A 16,374-nucleotide genomic window follows, 5' to 3' on the forward strand; every position below is an offset into this window, starting at 1 on the left:
AAATTCCTAAATAATCTGATCTTTCAGCTGGCTGCGGTCGATTAAGAAGTAGCCTGATTCGTCAGTTGCAAGATAACCCTTTTTCTTTAAATGGTTGATGGTTCTGCTTACAGTTTCTCTCGAAGTGCCAATCATGTTTGCAAGTTCTCTGTTTGTAAAGTGGGTTGTGATTTTATAGATTTCATCTGCTTTTACACCATTGGTTTTGCAAAGTCTTAATAAAAGCATGATGATTTGTTCATGTGTATTATGGAGAATTTGTTCCTCAAGCCGGTTCTGCAAATCGATTATTTTTTCACCGAGCACTTTAAAGAGCTTGATGCAAAGTTCCGGGTAAGAAATCAGAATTTGTTCAAAGCGGTCAATTGGAATTGCAATCAGCTGTGCTTCCTCCATTATTTCTGCATGTGCAGGGTATTGGCCCTTTCTGAAGAAGCCTGCATGCGGAAACATCTCCCCAGCTTCCAGAACCGATACAATTTGTTCCCTCCCGGAAAAATCAGTTTTATATATCTTGACTTTGCCTGAATGAATGAAAAATACACGATCAAGGGAATCCCCCTGCATAAATACATACATCTTTTGCTTATAGAAACGCGTCTGGGCTATCTCAACGATTGGCGCCAGCTCTTCTTTATTAAGTTCTTTAAATAATGGAACACTGCCTATCCTCTTTTCGATTTCCTCTTTTCTCAATTAGATCACCTTCCAGTGGGGTTATTCGTCTATTTGCTCTCAGTTTAACAGCTCCAGGTACTGAAATAAGTGACCTGCATCATATAAGAAGAGAATTTATGATTCTCATTCTCATAGTGTGAAAAATCACAGCCTGATCATGAGGTGGCTCACAAAAACACTTTATAAAGAATATTAGAATCAAAGCGTACTCAAACAGAAAGGAAGCGAGAGCAATGGAAGTCAATCGCGGAACACCCATTAATAAAGTGGTGAAAAGAAATAAAAATGCACTATTAAAATCCATTCTTGTTTTCACCATAATTGCCAGCTTTACAGTTCTTTTAATGGGAGGCTACTGGATTTTCAAGGAGCAGGCCCCGCGGCCGCTTGAGGTAACAAATGAAAAAGGAGAAGTTATTCTTACAAAGGAAACGATAATGGGAGGACAGGCGGTTTTCCAAAAATATGGATTGATGGATTATGGTACCGTGCTTGGCCATGGATCCTATATGGGACCTGATTATACAGCTGAAGCGTTAACGGTATACACCAAGGGCATGCAGGATTTTAGAGCCGAAGAAAAGTATGGAAAGCCATTTGACGCCATTTCCGGTGAGGAACAAACCGTAATAAGGGATCTTGTAAAAACGGAAATGCGGGAAAATAGATATGACCCTGATTCAGATACGATGGTAATAACTGATGCACAGGTTTATGGGTATGAAAAAGTAGGAGAGTTCTATCGAAAAGTATTTACAGAGGGTGACGGCTGGGGATTAAAAGCAGAATTAATCAAGGAAGAACATATGCCAACTGAGGGTAGAGCTTATGTTGCTTCAGGAGACCAAATACAGCAGATTTCTGATTTTTTCTTCTGGACAGCATGGCTTTCCAGCACAGAACGCATGAATGATGATATTACTTATACGAATAACTGGCCTTACTACGAGGATGCAGGCAATGAAATGTCCTTCTCTGCTATTTGGTGGAGCGGAGCAAGTGTTACAGTACTGATCCTGTTTGTCGGTATTATTCTGTTTGTATTCTACCGCTATCATTTGGGAATGGAAGAGGCATATAAAGACGGAAACTTCCCTCGAATTGACTTAGCGAAACTGCCGGTAACTTCTTCTCAATTAAAATCCGGTAAATATTTCTTAATTGTTACTGTTCTATTTTTTGTCCAGGCTATGTTTGGTGCGTTGCTTGCACACTATTATGTCGAACCTGACAGCTTCTTTGGCATTAAGTGGATCCATGATATTCTTCCATTCAATATTGCCAAAGGCTATCATCTGCAGCTTGCTATCTTCTGGATTGCAACAGCATGGCTCGGCATGGGTATTTTTGTGGCACCATTAGTAGGCGGACATGAACCGAAAAAGCAAGGCCTCCTTGTTGATATCCTGTTCTGGGCACTTGTAGTCCTAGTTGGCGGTAGCATGATAGGCCAATGGCTTGGAGCAAATGGATACTTAGGAAACAAATGGTTCCTGCTCGGACACCAGGGCTGGGAATATTTAGAGCTTGGCCGTCTGTGGCAGGGGGTTCTGGCCGCAGGAATGTTAATCTGGCTGTTCATTGTATACCGTGGAATAAAGAGCGGGTTAAAGCGGGAGAATGATAAAGGCGGCTTAATTCACTTATTATTCTACTCAGCAATAGCTGTACCATTCTTCTACCTGTTCGCGTTTTTAATGAATCCGGACACAAGCTTTACCTTTGCCGATTACTGGCGCTGGTGGATCATACACCTTTGGGTAGAAGGTATTTTTGAGGTATTCGCTGTAGTAGTTATTGGATTCCTGTTAGTACAAATGAAGCTTGTCACTAAGAGCTCTACTGTTAAAGCTCTTTACTTCCAGCTGATCCTGCTGCTTGGAAGCGGTGTTATTGGCATAGGACATCATTACTATTATAATGGCTCCTCTGAAATTTGGATCGGCTTGGGAGCTGTATTCTCAGCACTTGAAGTTATACCATTGACTCTTTTGATCCTTGAGGCATATGACCAATATAAAATGATGAGAGATGGCGGTGTGGACTTCCCTTATAAAGCTACGTTCTGGTTCTTGATTTCTGTAGCGATCTGGAACCTGGTTGGAGCTGGAGTATTGGGATTCCTGATTAACCTGCCTGCTGTCAGCTTCCTTGAGCACGGACAATTCCTAACCCCGGCACATGGTCACGGAGCAATGATGGGTGTATACGGCATGTTTGCCATTGCAGTATTGCTTTATTCATTACGTAATATTGTTAAACCGGAAAAATGGAACGACAAATGGCTCAAATTCAGCTGCATTATGCTGAATGTGGGACTTGCAGGAATGGTTTTTGCTTCCCTGCTTCCAGTCGGATTCCTGCAAATGAAAGAAGCTTATGTGAACGGCTATGCAGCTTCCCGTTCAGCTGACTTCTTAAAGCAGGAAATTATTCAATCATTATTAACTTTAAGATCCGTACCGGATACGATCTTCCTGGTAGGTGTTGTCGCACTAGTGCTTTTCTCAATAAAAGCTATGTTCAACCTGAGAAAAGTGACTCATAAGGAAATTGAACCTCTTCCTGTTAGAGACCTTAGCACAGATGATGATGAATAAGAAAAAGGAAAATCCGCAGATAGTCACTCTGCGGATTTTTTCCTTTCCTCTGAACAATCAAAACAGATGGTTTCGTTATTTTCGGTGTAAACCCCGTTGAAAAAGCCATCCAGGCAATACAGCTGTTTACCGCAAACGCAGCAGCTGCCTACCAATTCTTTCATAATCCATTCACTCCTGACTTTTTAAAATTGATGTGCTGTTTTTCTTAAAATAAAGGTACATGGCACAAACAGTAAATAGTAAGACTACTGCAGCTATAGAAAAACCTGCTCTAAATGATACACCCAATAAGCCTAAAAAGGTGGAGCCCGCTACAACTCCTAAAGAAAAGAATGCATAAAAGAGGCCAAATGCCTTTCCTCTTGTTTTTTCTGTCGTATTTTTTGCGATAAGCGCATTAATTGAAGGGAAAAGTAGCGCAAACCCAGTACCATATAGGACCATACAGAAAAACATAAAGGCAAGTGAAGAAGCTGAACTTAGAAGAACAAGTGCCATGCCTATAATAATCATGCCTATCAGCATTGTGTTTTGGTGCTTGTACTTATCGAAGATTTTATTGATAGGCAAAAGAAATATAAGGATAGCAGTCATTCCAAAGGTACTTAACAAAATACCGCTGAAAATAGAATTAAATTTCAGATGCTCAACCTGTAATGGCAGCAGATAGGCAAGTGTTCCCTGTGCAAACATAAGCGAAAAAGCTCCGGCATAGCTTACAGAAAGCAACGGATTCTTCATTAAAGGCAATACCCTCTCTGAATGGGCATCTGTCCGCTTCGCTTCTTTATTTCGCCTATTTGTCAAAAAAGTGAAAGCAAATATGGCGCTGCTGATCATGGTTGCAGCAATAATTAAAAATACCCAATCTACACTGTATTTGGAGGCGACGACAGCACCAAATGCAGGCCCCATTATGGCTGAACTTCCAACCGCCGCACCTGATAAAGCCATCGATTTGCCTTGTTTATTAGACTTTCCACGGTTGGCAATGACTGTGAATGCCGCTGGAACGAGAAAGCCTCCAAACAGGCCATGGAGAAATCTGATGGCAACTAATTGAAACGGAGTACTGACAAGAGTGTACAGCACTAAAATGGATCCAGTTAATGCAAGTCCCGATACCAGAACATTTTTTGCGCCGCTTTTATCTATCCAGTACCCGGCCAGAATATTGCCGATCATATTGGAAAAAGAATACATACCGACAATTACCCCAATAAAAGCTGGTGACGGATCAATGGACTTGGCAAAGGGGCTCATGATGGGCAGCTGTGAAAATGTATCTATAAAAGCTACAATTACAATAAAGAATATAAAATATCTCATACTAACTCTCTTCCTGGAATAGTTCACTTTACACCATTATAACTCTTTCACTGGAAGGTTAAAAAGAAAAACGGTAAATATCATAGGATAGTTGTGATGCGGTTCACTAATCTTTTTGGCCTGCTCCATTAAAATTAATGTGTAAAGCAAAAGAATAGGAGGGAAATAGAAATGAGAGAATTTGCCAGCACCGTAATTGCGCCTGACTATCCGCCTAAAGAAAAACACCCAGTTATTTTCAGCACCTTTGACTCTTTAAAGGACGGAGAATTTATGCAAATTGTAAATGATCACGATCCGCGTCCTCTACGGTATCAGTTTATGATGGAACGAGAAGATCAATTCACCTGGGAGTATATTGAAGAGGGACCGGAAACATGGAGAGTAGCAATAGGCAAAAAATAAAAACAAATTTATAAATGCATTCCTCGGAAAAACAGGCACCAGCTAAAACGGTGCCTGTTTTTCTTCCGGCAGATTAGCTGAGTACGGCAGAAATTTAAGAATTAAAGAAATTGAAAATGGAGACTGCCTTTTCAGAAAAATATGATAAAATGGTTTTGTATTAGTTTTAGAGGGGGAAGAATTGTGACTGAAGCACTAAAAGACATAGAACTTCAATTTATGGATTATGTAAAAAAAATGACTGCATATAATGAAGCATTATCGCTAATGTTTTGGGATCTCGTACAGGTGCTCCGAAACAGGGAGTGGAACAGCGCTCTGAGGTAATCGGGATGATTTCCTCTGAAGTGTTCAGGATGTCCACTTCAGAGGAAATGGCAGCATACATAGCAAAGCTTTCAGGCAAGGAATATCTTTCGGAAGTAACTTTGAAGACCTTGGAAGAGTGCAAAAAAGATTACGATCGGAACAAAAAAATACCTGCAGAAGAATACAAGGAGTATGTCATTCTCCAGTCCAAAGCGGAAAGCATCTGGGAAGAGGCAAAGGAGAAATCAGATTTTGATATGTTCCGCCCATACCTGGAAAAGCTTGTAGAAATGAATAAACGTTTCGTTGGTTATTGGGGATATGAAGGAAACAAATATAATACACTGCTGGACATGTATGAGCCTGGGGTTACGGTTGAAACGCTTGATCAGGTTTTCGGGCAATTACGTGAAAAAATTGTACCGCTAGTCCAGCAAATTTCAGAATCTCATAACAAGCCGGAAACAAGCTTTTTATTTGAACGTTTTTCCAAGGATATGCAGCGGGGTTTCAGCCTTGAAATTCTTGAGCAAATGGGCTATAACTTCAAAGCAGGGCGCTTGGATGAAACAGTCCATCCGTTTGCTATTGGCTTAAACCCTGGCGACGTCCGTGTTACGACAAAGTATGATGAAGAGGACTTCCGTACAGCTGTATTTGGTACCATCCATGAAGGCGGTCATGCGTTATATGAGCAGAACATTTCTGCTGACTTAGTGGGCACGCCATTATGCACAGGAACATCAATGGGAATCCATGAATCTCAGTCTCTATTCTATGAAAACTTTGTCGGACGCCACTATTCATTCTGGAAGAAGAATTATCAGCTCCTTAAAGATTATGCCAGCGGACAATTTGATGAAGTATCACTGGATGAGTTCTATCGTGCGATTAATGAATCCAAGCCATCCTTAATCCGAATTGAAGCAGATGAATTAACGTATCCGCTTCATATCATTATCCGTTATGAAATTGAAAAAGGCTTGTTCAATGACGAGATTGAAGTCAAGATCTTCCTAAGATTTGGAATGAAAAGTATGAACAATACCTTGGTGTGAAGCCTGAAAATGATGCTCAGGGCGTCCTTCAGGATGTTCACTGGGCAGGCGGAAGCTTCGGCTATTTCCCTTCATATGCTCTCGGCTATATGTATGCGGCACAGCTTAAAACTAACATGTTAAAGGATTTGCCCGACTATGATAAACTCCTTGAAGAAGGAAATCTGCTTCCAATCAAGGAATGGTTTACAAAAAATGTACACCAGTACGGCAAAATAAAAAAACCCCTTGAAATTTTAAATGATGTAACCGGCGAAGGTCTTAATGCACAATATCTGATTGACTATCTGTATGATAAATACGGTAAGGTGTACCAATTAAACTAAACATAACCTCTGGAAATAAGGCTATCATTAAGCTAATGTTGTTTTGGCACTCTGTTGATTGGAGTGGAAATTTAATTACACAAGTTTATCAGGGACAAAAAATAATTAAGAGGGTGGCGCAAGTGCCATCCTCTTCATTCATGGAGAGAAAATGATGAAGAGAATATTCCCATATTTAATGATTGCCTTTGGAGCAAGCCTTTGGGGGATTATAGCCATTTTCGTTAAAGGGTTGGGGGAATTCGGATTTACAGCAATGGAAATTGTGGCAATAAGAGTCATCTCTGCTGCGATATTTCTAATTGTGATTGGCTTCGCACGCTTTAGAAACCAGCTAAAGCTGAAAACCCCGGTAGATATTAGGCTCTTTGCAGGCACCGGTATATTAAGCATTGTATTTTTTAATTACTGTTACTTTACAACAATAAATCAGATCAATGTTTCGATGGCGGTCATTCTGCTCTATACTGCTCCTGCATTTGTTACTGTGTTGTCATTCCTGTTTTTAAAGGAAAAGGTGGATATTAAAAAAATTGCCGCAGTGGCCGGAACCATTATGGGCTGTATTCTAATTGCAGGCCTGACGGCAGGAGACAGCAAAATTACAATTCTGGGAATCTTGACCGGGTTAGGATCAGGTATCGGTTATGCCCTTTATACCATATTCGGAAAATTTGCTTTAAAAAAGTACCATCCATTTACTGTAACGCTATATACTTTTCTTGTTGCAGCGGCAGCTCTTATTCCGGTGACCCGTTTATGGAAGAAAGCTGAACTGTTTCTAACGGCCGACGTTTTGCTGCTTAGCATCAGCTTGGGTCTTGTTCCTACTGTTATGGCCTACTTTGTTTACACTTGGGGGCTGGAACAGACTGAAGGAAGCAAAGCTGCAGTTATTGCAACAGTGGAACCGGTAGTTGCAATGCTATTGGGCGTTTCTCTTTATGGTGAGAGCCTTGGTATCATACAAGTTGCCGGTGCTCTTTTAATACTTAGCTCGGTTATTATTGTAAACCTTCCTTCTAAAAGGAAAAATAAAGGCATTTTTTCGGAGTCGAAAGAACTGGAACATTAAAAAATCTCCGTTCCTTAGGGAACAGAGATTTTTTAATATACTCTTTGCTATTTACCAGAGCTTATATCCTTTAGCACCTGGAGGAGCGTTTTGAATTAAGTCAATAAATGGAATGGTGTAAGCAAACAAAATCAGTACAAACGTAATTCCAAGCCATAGTTTCCAATTTTCAAATACCATTGGAGCTTTTTCAGTTTCTTCTGCAGGCTCTCCGACAGGAAACTCCTGTTCTCCTTTAGGTGCAAAGAAAGCTAAATTGATAAAGATGTAAAGCATTAAAATGATGCCAAGGAACAGGATGGAACCGCCAATCGCCTGGGCAACTTGATAAGGAATCCATTCTGCTGCCTGTGCTGCTCCGCCATATTCGGAGTAAGAAGAACGGCGTGGAGCGCCAAGCAATCCGGCAGCATGCATGGCACCTGACATGAAAGTCATGCCTATGGACCAGATGACAGCCTGGATGATGCCTAATTTATTCATAGCTTTTGTTAATTTACGTCCAGTCAAATGCGGAATAAGCCAATAGGATACCCCAAAGAATGTTAATACGACAGATGTTGCCACAGTTAAATGGAAGTGCCCTGTAACCCAGATCGTATTATGGACTACCTGGTTCATCTGGTGGGAGGCATTAACGATACCGCCGGCACCAGCAGGGATGAATGTTACCATACCAATGAAGGGAACGACAAAGCGTGCATCGCCCCAAGGCAACTTCTTCAGCCAGCCGAATAATCCTGTTGCTCCTTTTGCACGTCCAAAGCTTTCAAACGTTGCAAATAGGGAAAAGGCAGTCATAAGAGACGGAATAACAACAAGGAATGTTAAAATAACCTGTAAGAACTTCCATGCCGGATCAATTCCCGGCTCCATTAATTGATGGTGGAAACCAACAGGGATGGAGAACAGCAGGAATAATATAAAAGACATACGTGCCAAAGAATCTGAGAAAATCTTTCCGCCAATAACTTTTGGTATAACAACATACCAGGCCATATAAGCAGGCAATAGCCAGAAATATACAAGCGGATGTCCGAAGTACCAGAATAGTGTACGGCTTACTCCAATATTAACTGTTTCAACAAGGCCCAAAGACCAAGGCAGCAATTGAAATAGCACTGTTGAAGCAACACCTATTGTTGCGACGATCCACATCATCGTATTAACAAGTGACATAAATGTTAGGAGAGGGCTCGGCTGTCCTGGATTTTTTCTTCTCCATTCAGCATATTTCATGATAATAGCCGCACCATCAACCCAGCTTCCCACAATTACCAGTGTCAGGCCGATATAATATAATGCATGTGCCTGAAGCGGTGCATAAAAGGTATAAAGAACAGTTGCTTCATTTAAGAGAATCATCGTTGCAGCAAGTACAGTTCCTGCGGTCATCAGCCAAAAGCCGATCCAGCCTGTGATGCGCTGCCGGTTCGTAAAAGTGCCAGATGTTTTGCTAGTTGCAGCGAGCTGGAAGCCCATAATAAAAAATGTAGTAAGTACAAGTCCTAATACAACACCATGAACAGTCAGAATTTGATAATAGCCGATTCCGGCAGGGAGTTCGAATTTTCCTGAGCGAACGAGTGTTTGTAATAAACCTGCCAATCCGCCTATTGCCAATGCAGTAAATGCAACAAAAAAGTGAGCCATTGCCAATTTGCCGTCACGGCGGTCCACCTTAAGGTTAGCTGTAGGGTTTAACATTACTTCACCACCTCAATTTTAGACGACATCATGTGGTGTCCAACACCGCAATATTCATTACAAACAATTAAGTATTCACCAGTCTTATCAAATGTTGTTATATGTTCACTGATATATCCAGGCTCAAGCATCATATTGATATTCGAACCTGCAACTTCAAATCCGTGAACAACATCCTTTGTTGTAGCAATTATTTTTACTTTTGCTCCATAAGGAACCTCAACGGAAGCAGGACTATAGGAAAATGCGGATGCTACAAAAACCAATTCATAATCCCAGTCTTTACCCTCAACTTTTTTCAATCCCGGCTCATTAAATGGAGCTGTTGTATCAACCTTTTCAGGATCGATTGTTGCCAAACAGCTTGGCGGCTGGTTTCCAAGATAAAATGCGCTGACACCCAATACTGTTAAAAAGACCAAAAGCGATCCAATTCCAAAAATGAGCCAGGCTTTTTCGAATTTATGCATATGCATGGCTTTATTTCCCCTTTCTATCTTTTAAAAGCGACTGACAAATAATAAGTAAACGCCTACCCACGTAATTACTAGGAAGAATCCTAATAAGAAAACGGAAGCTAACGTTCCCTTTAAGGAAGAGCTATCCTCTATTTCAGTTTTTGTTTTGCGGCTGAGTTCCGTTTTCGCCATTTTCTTTCACTCCCTTCGGAAATTTGGAAAAAGTAAATGATTACATTTTCATAATACAAGACATTTAGGAAGATTCTAGATGCTTTCCGTTAGTTCACAAATTGTTCATTCGTTACTTAATTACTATGGTAATAGTGAAAAGTTGATATTACAGTGATATATGTCACAGAAACCAAGCTTAAATTGTGAAGAAAATGTGAAGGTTAACTCAAGACTTCTGAAGGAGTGTATTTTTTGCAGAAGATTAATATAAACAAAGATGATATGGAAAAAAAAGATCAAATATCGAACGATTGCAATCATTTTTTTAATAAAGTTCGTTTTTAGCTTATTTTTAGGTTGAATAAATAATATATGATGTTATAATATTTATAAATTAATAACATTCACTCATATAATCGCAGGAATATGGCCTGCAAGTTTCTACCGGGTTACCGTAAATGATCCGACTATGGGTGAGCAATGTAAAGGATGGGATTTGATTCCGCCCTATAATTGCCTGCAAGCTTCGTTTAAAAAGCCTGAAGGCCATTGCTTCACTCATTTTTATGTTGTGAATGATGGCCTTTGGGCTTTTTTGTGTTTGAGGGCTATTTATTTTTGGCGTGTTTAAGGTAAATGTGACATTGGCACTTTGTTTATTGGGTAGGAAGGCGGGAGTATGGAGCGCAATCAACTAACAAGATTAATAGCGCCTTATTTTCAGAGGAGGAGAAAGATGGAACTGCTTAGAGAAAAAATTAAAAATGAAGGAATTGTCTTATCATCATCAGTACTAAAGGTAGACTCATTCCTGAACCACCAAATAGATCCACAGCTTATGCAAGAGATTGGTAAAGAATTTGCTGAGAGATTTGCCGGCAGCGGGATTACAAGGATATTAACGATTGAATCCTCCGGAATTGCTCCTGCTGTTATGGCCGGGCTTTATTTGAACGTTCCGGTTGTTTTCGCCAGAAAAAGAAAATCTTTGACTCTCGTAAATGATTTGATAACAGCATCTGTCTATTCCTTTACAAAGGAAGAAAGCAATGAAATTTCTGTGTCGAATAAGTACCTTGATGAAAAGGATAAAGTGCTTATTATTGATGACTTTCTTGCTAACGGACAAGCGGCATTAGGGCTCGCAGAAATAGCAAAGAAAGCAAATGCATCAATTGCGGGAATAGGGATTGTTATAGAAAAAGGGTTTCAGAATGGCGGCTGCCTTCTCCGCGAAAAGGGCTACAGAGTAGAATCATTGGCAATTCTCGACTCACTTGAAAACGGCATGGTCAGCTTTGAAAATTCATCAGAGAAAATGGAGGAACTAACGCGATGAATCAGAATCCGCTCAAAATAACTTCACTCGGTATCCAGCACGTACTGGCAATGTATGCGGGGGCGGTTATTGTACCGCTAATAGTAGGAGGAGCACTCGGCTTAACAGGGGAACAGCTTACTTATTTAGTTTCGATTGATATTTTCATGTGCGGGATTGCAACCCTCCTTCAGGTTTGGCGCAATAAATTCTTTGGTATTGGTCTTCCAGTTGTCTTGGGGTGTACCTTCACTGCTGTAGGGCCAATGATTGCCATTGGTGGCCAATACGGCATATCTGCCATCTATGGCTCCATTCTCGTTTCGGGAATTTTTGTTGTAGCTATTTCCAAGTATTTTGGGAAACTTGTCAGATTTTTTCCACCAGTTGTTACCGGGTCAGTGGTAACGATTATTGGGATAACTTTAATCCCTGTTGCAATGAATAATATGGCTGGGGGCCAGGGGAGCCCTGATTTTGGTTCACTGTCAAATATTGCACTGGCATTTGGAACATTGCTGTTCATTATTGTGCTGTTCCGTTTCTTTAAAGGGTTTATTCGTTCCATTGCCATTTTACTGGGATTGGCTGCAGGAACAATTGTTGCTTATTTTATGGGAAATGTTGATTTTTCAGCAGTTGCGGAGGCTTCCTGGTTCCATATGCCGGCTCCATTCTATTTTGGATTGCCTACTTTTGAAGTGACTGCCATTCTAACAATGATACTGGTTGCAATGGTTAGTTTAGTAGAATCGACGGGAGTTTACTTTGCGCTCGGTGACATTTGCGATGAGAAGCTTGAGGAAAAGGACCTTTCAAATGGCTACCGTGCTGAAGGGCTTGCGATAATCCTTGGAGCTGTCTTTAATGCATTTCCTTATACTACGTATTCACAAAATGTCGGACTTCTTCAGCTGTCGGGGGTAAAAACAAAGAATGTTATTTACACTGCCGGTGCGTTCCTTGTACTGCTTGGACTTGTGCCGAAAATTGGAGCATTAACTACCATTATACCAACGCCGGTACTTGGAGGGGCGATGGTAGCCATGTTCGGTATGGTTGTTGCCTATGGAATTAAAATGCTCAGCAAGGTGGAGTTCTCATCTCAGGAGAATCTATTAATCATTGCCTGCTCTGTAGGAATGGGATTAGGAGTAACAGCTGTACCGGAATTATTTGCTCAAATGCCTTCTAGCATACGCATCCTAACTGATAACGGGATCGTAGCAGGAAGTATGACTGCCATTGTTTTAAATCTTGTATTCAATGTTTTTAAAGGAAATAAACAGGTTCAGCCAGCTTCTTTTTCGGAGCAGAAAGCTTCTTAAATTAAACAATTTTATTCACAATAAAACCGGCAATCAATATAATATTCTATCGGGATATCTTTCAATATTTCCGGCGCTCTGTTCTTCACAGGAAAGCGAGAGGATTGTGATGGAAAAATATTATTGCGACCATTGCCGGCTTTTATATAATGAAGAAGAAATTTGCGAGGCATGCGGACTGCTTGTTACGAAGAAGATTTATATCGAAGTTCAAAAACATCAAAAAAATAAAAATCAATTTGGGGCATTGGATTAATCCGATGCCATTTTTTTGTGAAAAAGTTTTATTATGCTAAAATAAAATTAATTTTCAGATAAAGGGTTGATAAAATATGTATTTACCGACATTTCGCCTAGATGGCCAAAAAGCCATTGTTACAGGAGCAGGAAGAGGAATTGGGAGAGCTTTGGCCATTGGGCTGGCAGAAGCAGGAGCAGATGTTGCATTATTATCCAGAACCGTCTCTGATTTAGAGGAGACTGCTGGGATTATTGAAAGTATGGGCAGTAAGGCTTTAGTAATCAAAACAGATGTAACAAAAAGGGAAGATGTACATACTGCGGTTCAAAAGGTGGCTGCCGAATGGAATGAAGTTAATATCTTAATAAATAATGCAGGTATGAATATCCGTTCAAAGGCATTGGATGTTACGGATGAAGAGTGGCAAACCATTATGGATACTAATCTTAAATCAGCGTTTATGATGTCACAGGAAACAGCAAAGGTTATGAAGGAAAAGAATACACCTGGCAGAATCATTACGATTGCGTCTGTTGCCGGACATGTAGCCTTAAGAACGGGAGTGGTTTATGCAGCAACCAAAGCGGCATTAATCCAAATGACTAAAGTCCTTGCGCATGAATGGGGAGCCCATAATATCAATGTTAATGCCATCGGACCATGGTATTTTAAGACTCCGCTAACCGAAAAATTGCTGGCTGATCCAAGAATACTTAAAGGATATCCTGGCTGTTACTCCTTTAAAAAGGGTAGGAGAGCTTGAAGAACTGGTTGGACCTGCAGTATTCCTTTCTTCCTCTGCAGGCAGCTATGTTACAGGCCAAACACTTTTTGTGGATGGCGGCATGACCATACACGGATTCTAAACAGGTACTTTAAATTGGAAAAGATTTAGTAATGCTATTAATTCAAGTATTCATATATAATGGAAATGCACAACAACTCCTTCAAAACATATTGCTTCCTCCTACTCGGAGGGAGCTTTTTTTATTTTATTTATCCTGTGTTAAAGCAAATTCTTAATTTTAGCACTGTGTTGATGGAGCAGAAGTGATTTCTGCGGGAAAAAGATCCCAAGAGAGACCCCGCAGTCCGGGGAAAGTTCCTGCAGCGAAAAACACCTAACTTAACAGACCTATCATTTAATAGTTTCAAATAAAGTTGGAATGGTTACATACATAACAGTTAAGCATAATCTGCATTTTTTTGGAAAAATTAAAAGAAAGCCTGAGAAGGGGAGTCATGTATGCCAGCAATCGTATCAGTTGCAGAAGCTATACCTGCACATGTGCTAAGGCAGGAACAGGTAATGGATTTTGCCAGAGATCTATTTTCAGAATCCTTTAAGGATATTGAACGACTTTTAAAAGCTTTTCATAACGGACAAATTGAAAAGCGTCATTTTGCAAAGGGTTTGGAATGGTTTAGGACAGACAAATCGTTTGAAGAAAAAAATAACGCTTATATTGATCAAGCTATTGAGTTAGGTACAAAAGCCATCAAGGGTTGTTTAAATAGTGAAACGTTTCTTAAGAAACAAATACCTTATGAAGAAATCGACGCTATTTTTACTATTTCAAGTTCAGGCATCGCCACACCAAGTATTGAGGCAAGAATTATGAATAAGCTTCCTTTTTCGGAAAACACGAAGCGAATACCAATTTGGGGCTTAGGCTGTGCGGGCGGCGCTTCAGGTCTTTCAAGAGCGTATGAATATTGCCTTGCTTTTCCTAAGGCAAAGGTTTTGGTTTTATCGATTGAATTATGCAGTTTGACATTCCAGCGCAACGACCGATCAAAAAGTAATTTAATCGGCACCTCCCTTTTTGCTGATGGAGTAGCGTGTGCACTTGTAACAGGCGATGCTGTTAAAAGGGAAGATTTTCAGAAGCAGGCGGCCATTCCCCGTATATTGGCGACGCAATCAACAACGATGCGGGATTCTTTGGATGTAATGGGCTGGGAAGTGAAGGATGATGGCTTATTTGTTGTTTTTTCAAAGGACATCCCCGCTATTATCGAAAGCTGGCTAAAGCCGAATGTAGCGGAATTTTTGCAGAGGGAGGGGATTAAAATGGAAGGAGTAAACCATTTTGTTGCCCATCCTGGCGGAAAAAAGGTCATCGAAGCCTATCAAAGTGCTCTGCAGTTTGATCCGGAGATGACGAAAACATCATTGGAAGTTTTAAAAGAATACGGGAATATGTCATCAGCTACCATCCTGTATGTTTTAAAAAGATTTATGGAATTTGGTCGGCAGGGAGAAACCGGGCTTGCAACTGCACTCGGTCCGGGATTCAGTTCAGAATTGCTGCTTTTGGAGTGGGAGTGAAAACATGTTGTTTTTCTTATTTATTACGATAATCATTTTACAGCGTGCATTTGAGCTCGTGGCTGCCAAAAATAATGAAAGATGGATGAAAGAGCGTGGAGCACTCGAATTTGGACAGCGGCATTACCAGTGGATTGTTTTGATTCATGCCCTCTTTTTTGTCAGCTATATCTTTGAGGTCTTATTTTTTGACAAGGGCTTATCCCGTTTATGGCCAATGCTTTTCTTTTTATTTGTTCTCACCCAGGCGGGCAGACTGTGGGCTCTGTTTTCTCTCGGGCGATTTTGGAATACCAAAATTATCGTCCTGCCTGGCGCAAATGTCATAAGAAGGGGACCATACCAATTTATTAAGCATCCAAATTATATGATCGTAGCTGTAGAATTTGTGATAATCCCCTTGATGTTTCAGGCATACATTACAGCAATTGTCTTTACTTTGCTGAATATTTTAATCCTGTCCATCAGAATACCAGCTGAAGAAAAAGCACTAAAAGAGCTAACCAAATACGAAGATGCTTTTATGAGGCTCAGGCCGGAACCTGATAAAGATATTAAAAAAGTTTGACAATTATATGAACCCTATTGAAAATGATTATCGTTCGTGATAAACTTCTAATTGAAGTTGAAAATTATTCTCAATATCATTCCAACAGGAAAGGTGTTGCTACATATGACAATCGTTTTTGTTGCAGGAACTATCGCGGCATACTCACTGGTTATGAAACATGTCCTGAATAACGTTGCAAAACCTCATACAAGATAAATATTATTGGATTATTTGGAACCAGGCGGCTGCCTGGTTTTTGTTTTGTTATTAATTTTCATATTCTTGTAAATCTGTGAACTTTACGAACAAACGGGTGAAGATGGCTAATAAAATATTTAAATTTAGCGAACAATCATAATGAATTTGCGAACAAACTAAAGAAATTAGCGAAGAAACTGCTATTAACTAAGAAGAAAATAATTATTTATTTTAAAAAGCAGATTTCCATCAAAAAATATTAGAAAAATCAAAGAATAAGATCTC

At 40.1% G+C, this 16,374-nt stretch carries 14 protein-coding genes, 2 pseudogenes and 1 riboswitch; of the genes and pseudogenes, 10 read left to right on the forward strand and 6 right to left on the reverse strand.

What is annotated here, in order from left to right; all coding sequences use genetic code 11:
* Positions 1 to 6 precede the first annotated feature (6 nt).
* Positions 7 to 696 carry a Crp/Fnr family transcriptional regulator gene (locus AC3ZVC_RS12405; protein WP_490068759.1) on the reverse strand — a complete coding sequence of 230 codons (690 nt, stop codon included), beginning with the start codon at positions 694 to 696 and terminating at the stop codon, positions 7 to 9.
* A 215-nt stretch (positions 697 to 911) separates the two neighbouring features.
* Between AC3ZVC_RS12405 and AC3ZVC_RS12410 the strand changes: the two genes are divergently transcribed.
* Positions 912 to 3,278, forward strand: coding sequence for a nitric-oxide reductase large subunit (locus AC3ZVC_RS12410; protein ID WP_490068761.1), 2,367 nt, complete (start codon positions 912 to 914; stop codon positions 3,276 to 3,278).
* A gap of 23 nt (positions 3,279 to 3,301) precedes the next feature.
* On the opposite strand, the gene AC3ZVC_RS12415 is transcribed toward AC3ZVC_RS12410, so the two are convergent.
* Complete coding sequence (locus tag AC3ZVC_RS12415) at positions 3,302 to 3,442, reverse strand: hypothetical protein (RefSeq protein ID WP_490063586.1); 141 nt, start codon at positions 3,440 to 3,442, stop codon at positions 3,302 to 3,304.
* Between the two features lie 7 nt (positions 3,443 to 3,449).
* Positions 3,450 to 4,610 (reverse strand): MFS transporter, encoded by a 1,161-nt coding sequence (locus AC3ZVC_RS12420; protein ID WP_490063587.1) that lies wholly within the window; start codon positions 4,608 to 4,610, stop codon positions 3,450 to 3,452.
* A 171-nt stretch (positions 4,611 to 4,781) separates the two neighbouring features.
* Here AC3ZVC_RS12420 and AC3ZVC_RS12425 point away from each other — a divergent pair, with 171 nt between their 5' ends.
* The 3 genes and pseudogenes from AC3ZVC_RS12425 to AC3ZVC_RS12435 all read left to right on the forward strand — a co-directional run bounded on the left by AC3ZVC_RS12425 (position 4,782) and on the right by AC3ZVC_RS12435 (position 7,783).
* Positions 4,782 to 5,015: a DUF2249 domain-containing protein gene (locus AC3ZVC_RS12425; protein WP_490063588.1), complete on the forward strand. Its 234-nt coding sequence runs from the start codon at positions 4,782 to 4,784 to the stop codon at positions 5,013 to 5,015.
* 219 nt (positions 5,016 to 5,234) lie between these two features.
* A pseudogene (locus tag AC3ZVC_RS12430) lies at positions 5,235 to 6,708 on the forward strand (carboxypeptidase M32).
* Between the two features lie 154 nt (positions 6,709 to 6,862).
* On the forward strand, positions 6,863 to 7,783 hold the full coding sequence (locus AC3ZVC_RS12435) for a DMT family transporter (RefSeq protein WP_490068919.1): 921 nt from the start codon (positions 6,863 to 6,865) through the stop codon (positions 7,781 to 7,783).
* 51 nt (positions 7,784 to 7,834) lie between these two features.
* On the opposite strand, the gene AC3ZVC_RS12440 is transcribed toward AC3ZVC_RS12435, so the two are convergent.
* From AC3ZVC_RS12440 to AC3ZVC_RS12450, 3 genes are read right to left on the reverse strand one after another with little or no spacing between them, the layout of a single operon-like run.
* A complete protein-coding gene (locus AC3ZVC_RS12440) occupies positions 7,835 to 9,490 on the reverse strand; it encodes a b(o/a)3-type cytochrome-c oxidase subunit 1 (protein ID WP_490063589.1) in 1,656 nt (551 codons plus the stop codon).
* The gene (locus AC3ZVC_RS12445) at positions 9,490 to 9,966 is read right to left on the reverse strand and encodes a cytochrome c oxidase subunit II (RefSeq protein ID WP_110064165.1); all 477 of its coding nucleotides are present in this window, start codon (positions 9,964 to 9,966) and stop codon (positions 9,490 to 9,492) included. Before AC3ZVC_RS12445 ends, AC3ZVC_RS12440 begins: the two co-directional genes overlap by 1 nt.
* 24 nt (positions 9,967 to 9,990) lie before the next feature.
* On the reverse strand, positions 9,991 to 10,140 hold the full coding sequence (locus AC3ZVC_RS12450; RefSeq protein ID WP_110064164.1) for a cytochrome c oxidase subunit 2A: 150 nt from the start codon (positions 10,138 to 10,140) through the stop codon (positions 9,991 to 9,993).
* A 370-nt stretch (positions 10,141 to 10,510) separates the two neighbouring features.
* A riboswitch (purine riboswitch) is annotated at positions 10,511 to 10,612 on the forward strand.
* Positions 10,613 to 10,858: 246 nt separating this feature from the next.
* Here AC3ZVC_RS12450 and AC3ZVC_RS12455 point away from each other — a divergent pair.
* The 6 genes and pseudogenes from AC3ZVC_RS12455 (at position 10,859) to AC3ZVC_RS12480 (ending at position 15,909) form a co-directional block, all read left to right on the forward strand.
* On the forward strand, positions 10,859 to 11,461 hold the full coding sequence (locus AC3ZVC_RS12455; protein WP_490063590.1) for a xanthine phosphoribosyltransferase: 603 nt from the start codon (positions 10,859 to 10,861) through the stop codon (positions 11,459 to 11,461).
* Complete coding sequence (locus AC3ZVC_RS12460) at positions 11,458 to 12,768, forward strand: nucleobase:cation symporter-2 family protein (protein ID WP_490063591.1); 1,311 nt, start codon at positions 11,458 to 11,460, stop codon at positions 12,766 to 12,768. Before AC3ZVC_RS12455 ends, AC3ZVC_RS12460 begins: the two co-directional genes overlap by 4 nt.
* A 109-nt stretch (positions 12,769 to 12,877) precedes the next feature.
* Positions 12,878 to 13,024 carry a hypothetical protein gene (locus tag AC3ZVC_RS12465; protein ID WP_490063592.1) on the forward strand — a complete coding sequence of 49 codons (147 nt, stop codon included), beginning with the start codon at positions 12,878 to 12,880 and terminating at the stop codon, positions 13,022 to 13,024.
* 76 nt (positions 13,025 to 13,100) lie between these two features.
* Positions 13,101 to 13,875: pseudogene (locus AC3ZVC_RS12470) on the forward strand (SDR family NAD(P)-dependent oxidoreductase).
* Positions 13,876 to 14,255: 380 nt separating this feature from the next.
* Entirely contained in the window at positions 14,256 to 15,341 is a 1,086-nt protein-coding gene (locus tag AC3ZVC_RS12475; protein ID WP_490063593.1) for a type III polyketide synthase, read from the forward strand.
* 4 nt (positions 15,342 to 15,345) lie between these two features.
* Positions 15,346 to 15,909, forward strand: a complete 564-nt coding sequence (locus AC3ZVC_RS12480; RefSeq protein ID WP_490063594.1) for an isoprenylcysteine carboxyl methyltransferase family protein — start codon at positions 15,346 to 15,348, stop codon at positions 15,907 to 15,909.
* Positions 15,910 to 16,374: the final 465 nt, after the last annotated feature.

The organism is Cytobacillus sp. C11.1 (genome assembly GCF_058145115.1).

What these genes read in the sequence shown, in the direction of transcription:
- AC3ZVC_RS12425 (WP_490063588.1), top strand. Translation starts at nt 4,782, where the DNA reads ATGAGAGAATTTGCCAGCACCGTAATTGCGCCTGACTATCCGCCTAAA.
- AC3ZVC_RS12460 (WP_490063591.1), top strand. Translation starts at nt 11,458, where the DNA reads ATGAATCAGAATCCGCTCAAAATAACTTCACTCGGTATCCAGCACGTA.
- AC3ZVC_RS12410 (WP_490068761.1), top strand. Translation starts at nt 912, where the DNA reads ATGGAAGTCAATCGCGGAACACCCATTAATAAAGTGGTGAAAAGAAAT.
- AC3ZVC_RS12435 (WP_490068919.1), top strand. Translation starts at nt 6,863, where the DNA reads ATGAAGAGAATATTCCCATATTTAATGATTGCCTTTGGAGCAAGCCTT.
- AC3ZVC_RS12455 (WP_490063590.1), top strand. Translation starts at nt 10,859, where the DNA reads ATGGAACTGCTTAGAGAAAAAATTAAAAATGAAGGAATTGTCTTATCA.
- AC3ZVC_RS12480 (WP_490063594.1), top strand. Translation starts at nt 15,346, where the DNA reads ATGTTGTTTTTCTTATTTATTACGATAATCATTTTACAGCGTGCATTT.
- AC3ZVC_RS12450 (WP_110064164.1), bottom strand. Translation starts at nt 10,140, where the DNA reads ATGGCGAAAACGGAACTCAGCCGCAAAACAAAAACTGAAATAGAGGAT.
- AC3ZVC_RS12445 (WP_110064165.1), bottom strand. Translation starts at nt 9,966, where the DNA reads ATGCATATGCATAAATTCGAAAAAGCCTGGCTCATTTTTGGAATTGGA.
- AC3ZVC_RS12465 (WP_490063592.1), top strand. Translation starts at nt 12,878, where the DNA reads ATGGAAAAATATTATTGCGACCATTGCCGGCTTTTATATAATGAAGAA.
- AC3ZVC_RS12440 (WP_490063589.1), bottom strand. Translation starts at nt 9,490, where the DNA reads ATGTTAAACCCTACAGCTAACCTTAAGGTGGACCGCCGTGACGGCAAA.
- AC3ZVC_RS12475 (WP_490063593.1), top strand. Translation starts at nt 14,256, where the DNA reads ATGCCAGCAATCGTATCAGTTGCAGAAGCTATACCTGCACATGTGCTA.
- AC3ZVC_RS12415 (WP_490063586.1), bottom strand. Translation starts at nt 3,442, where the DNA reads ATGAAAGAATTGGTAGGCAGCTGCTGCGTTTGCGGTAAACAGCTGTAT.
- AC3ZVC_RS12420 (WP_490063587.1), bottom strand. Translation starts at nt 4,610, where the DNA reads ATGAGATATTTTATATTCTTTATTGTAATTGTAGCTTTTATAGATACA.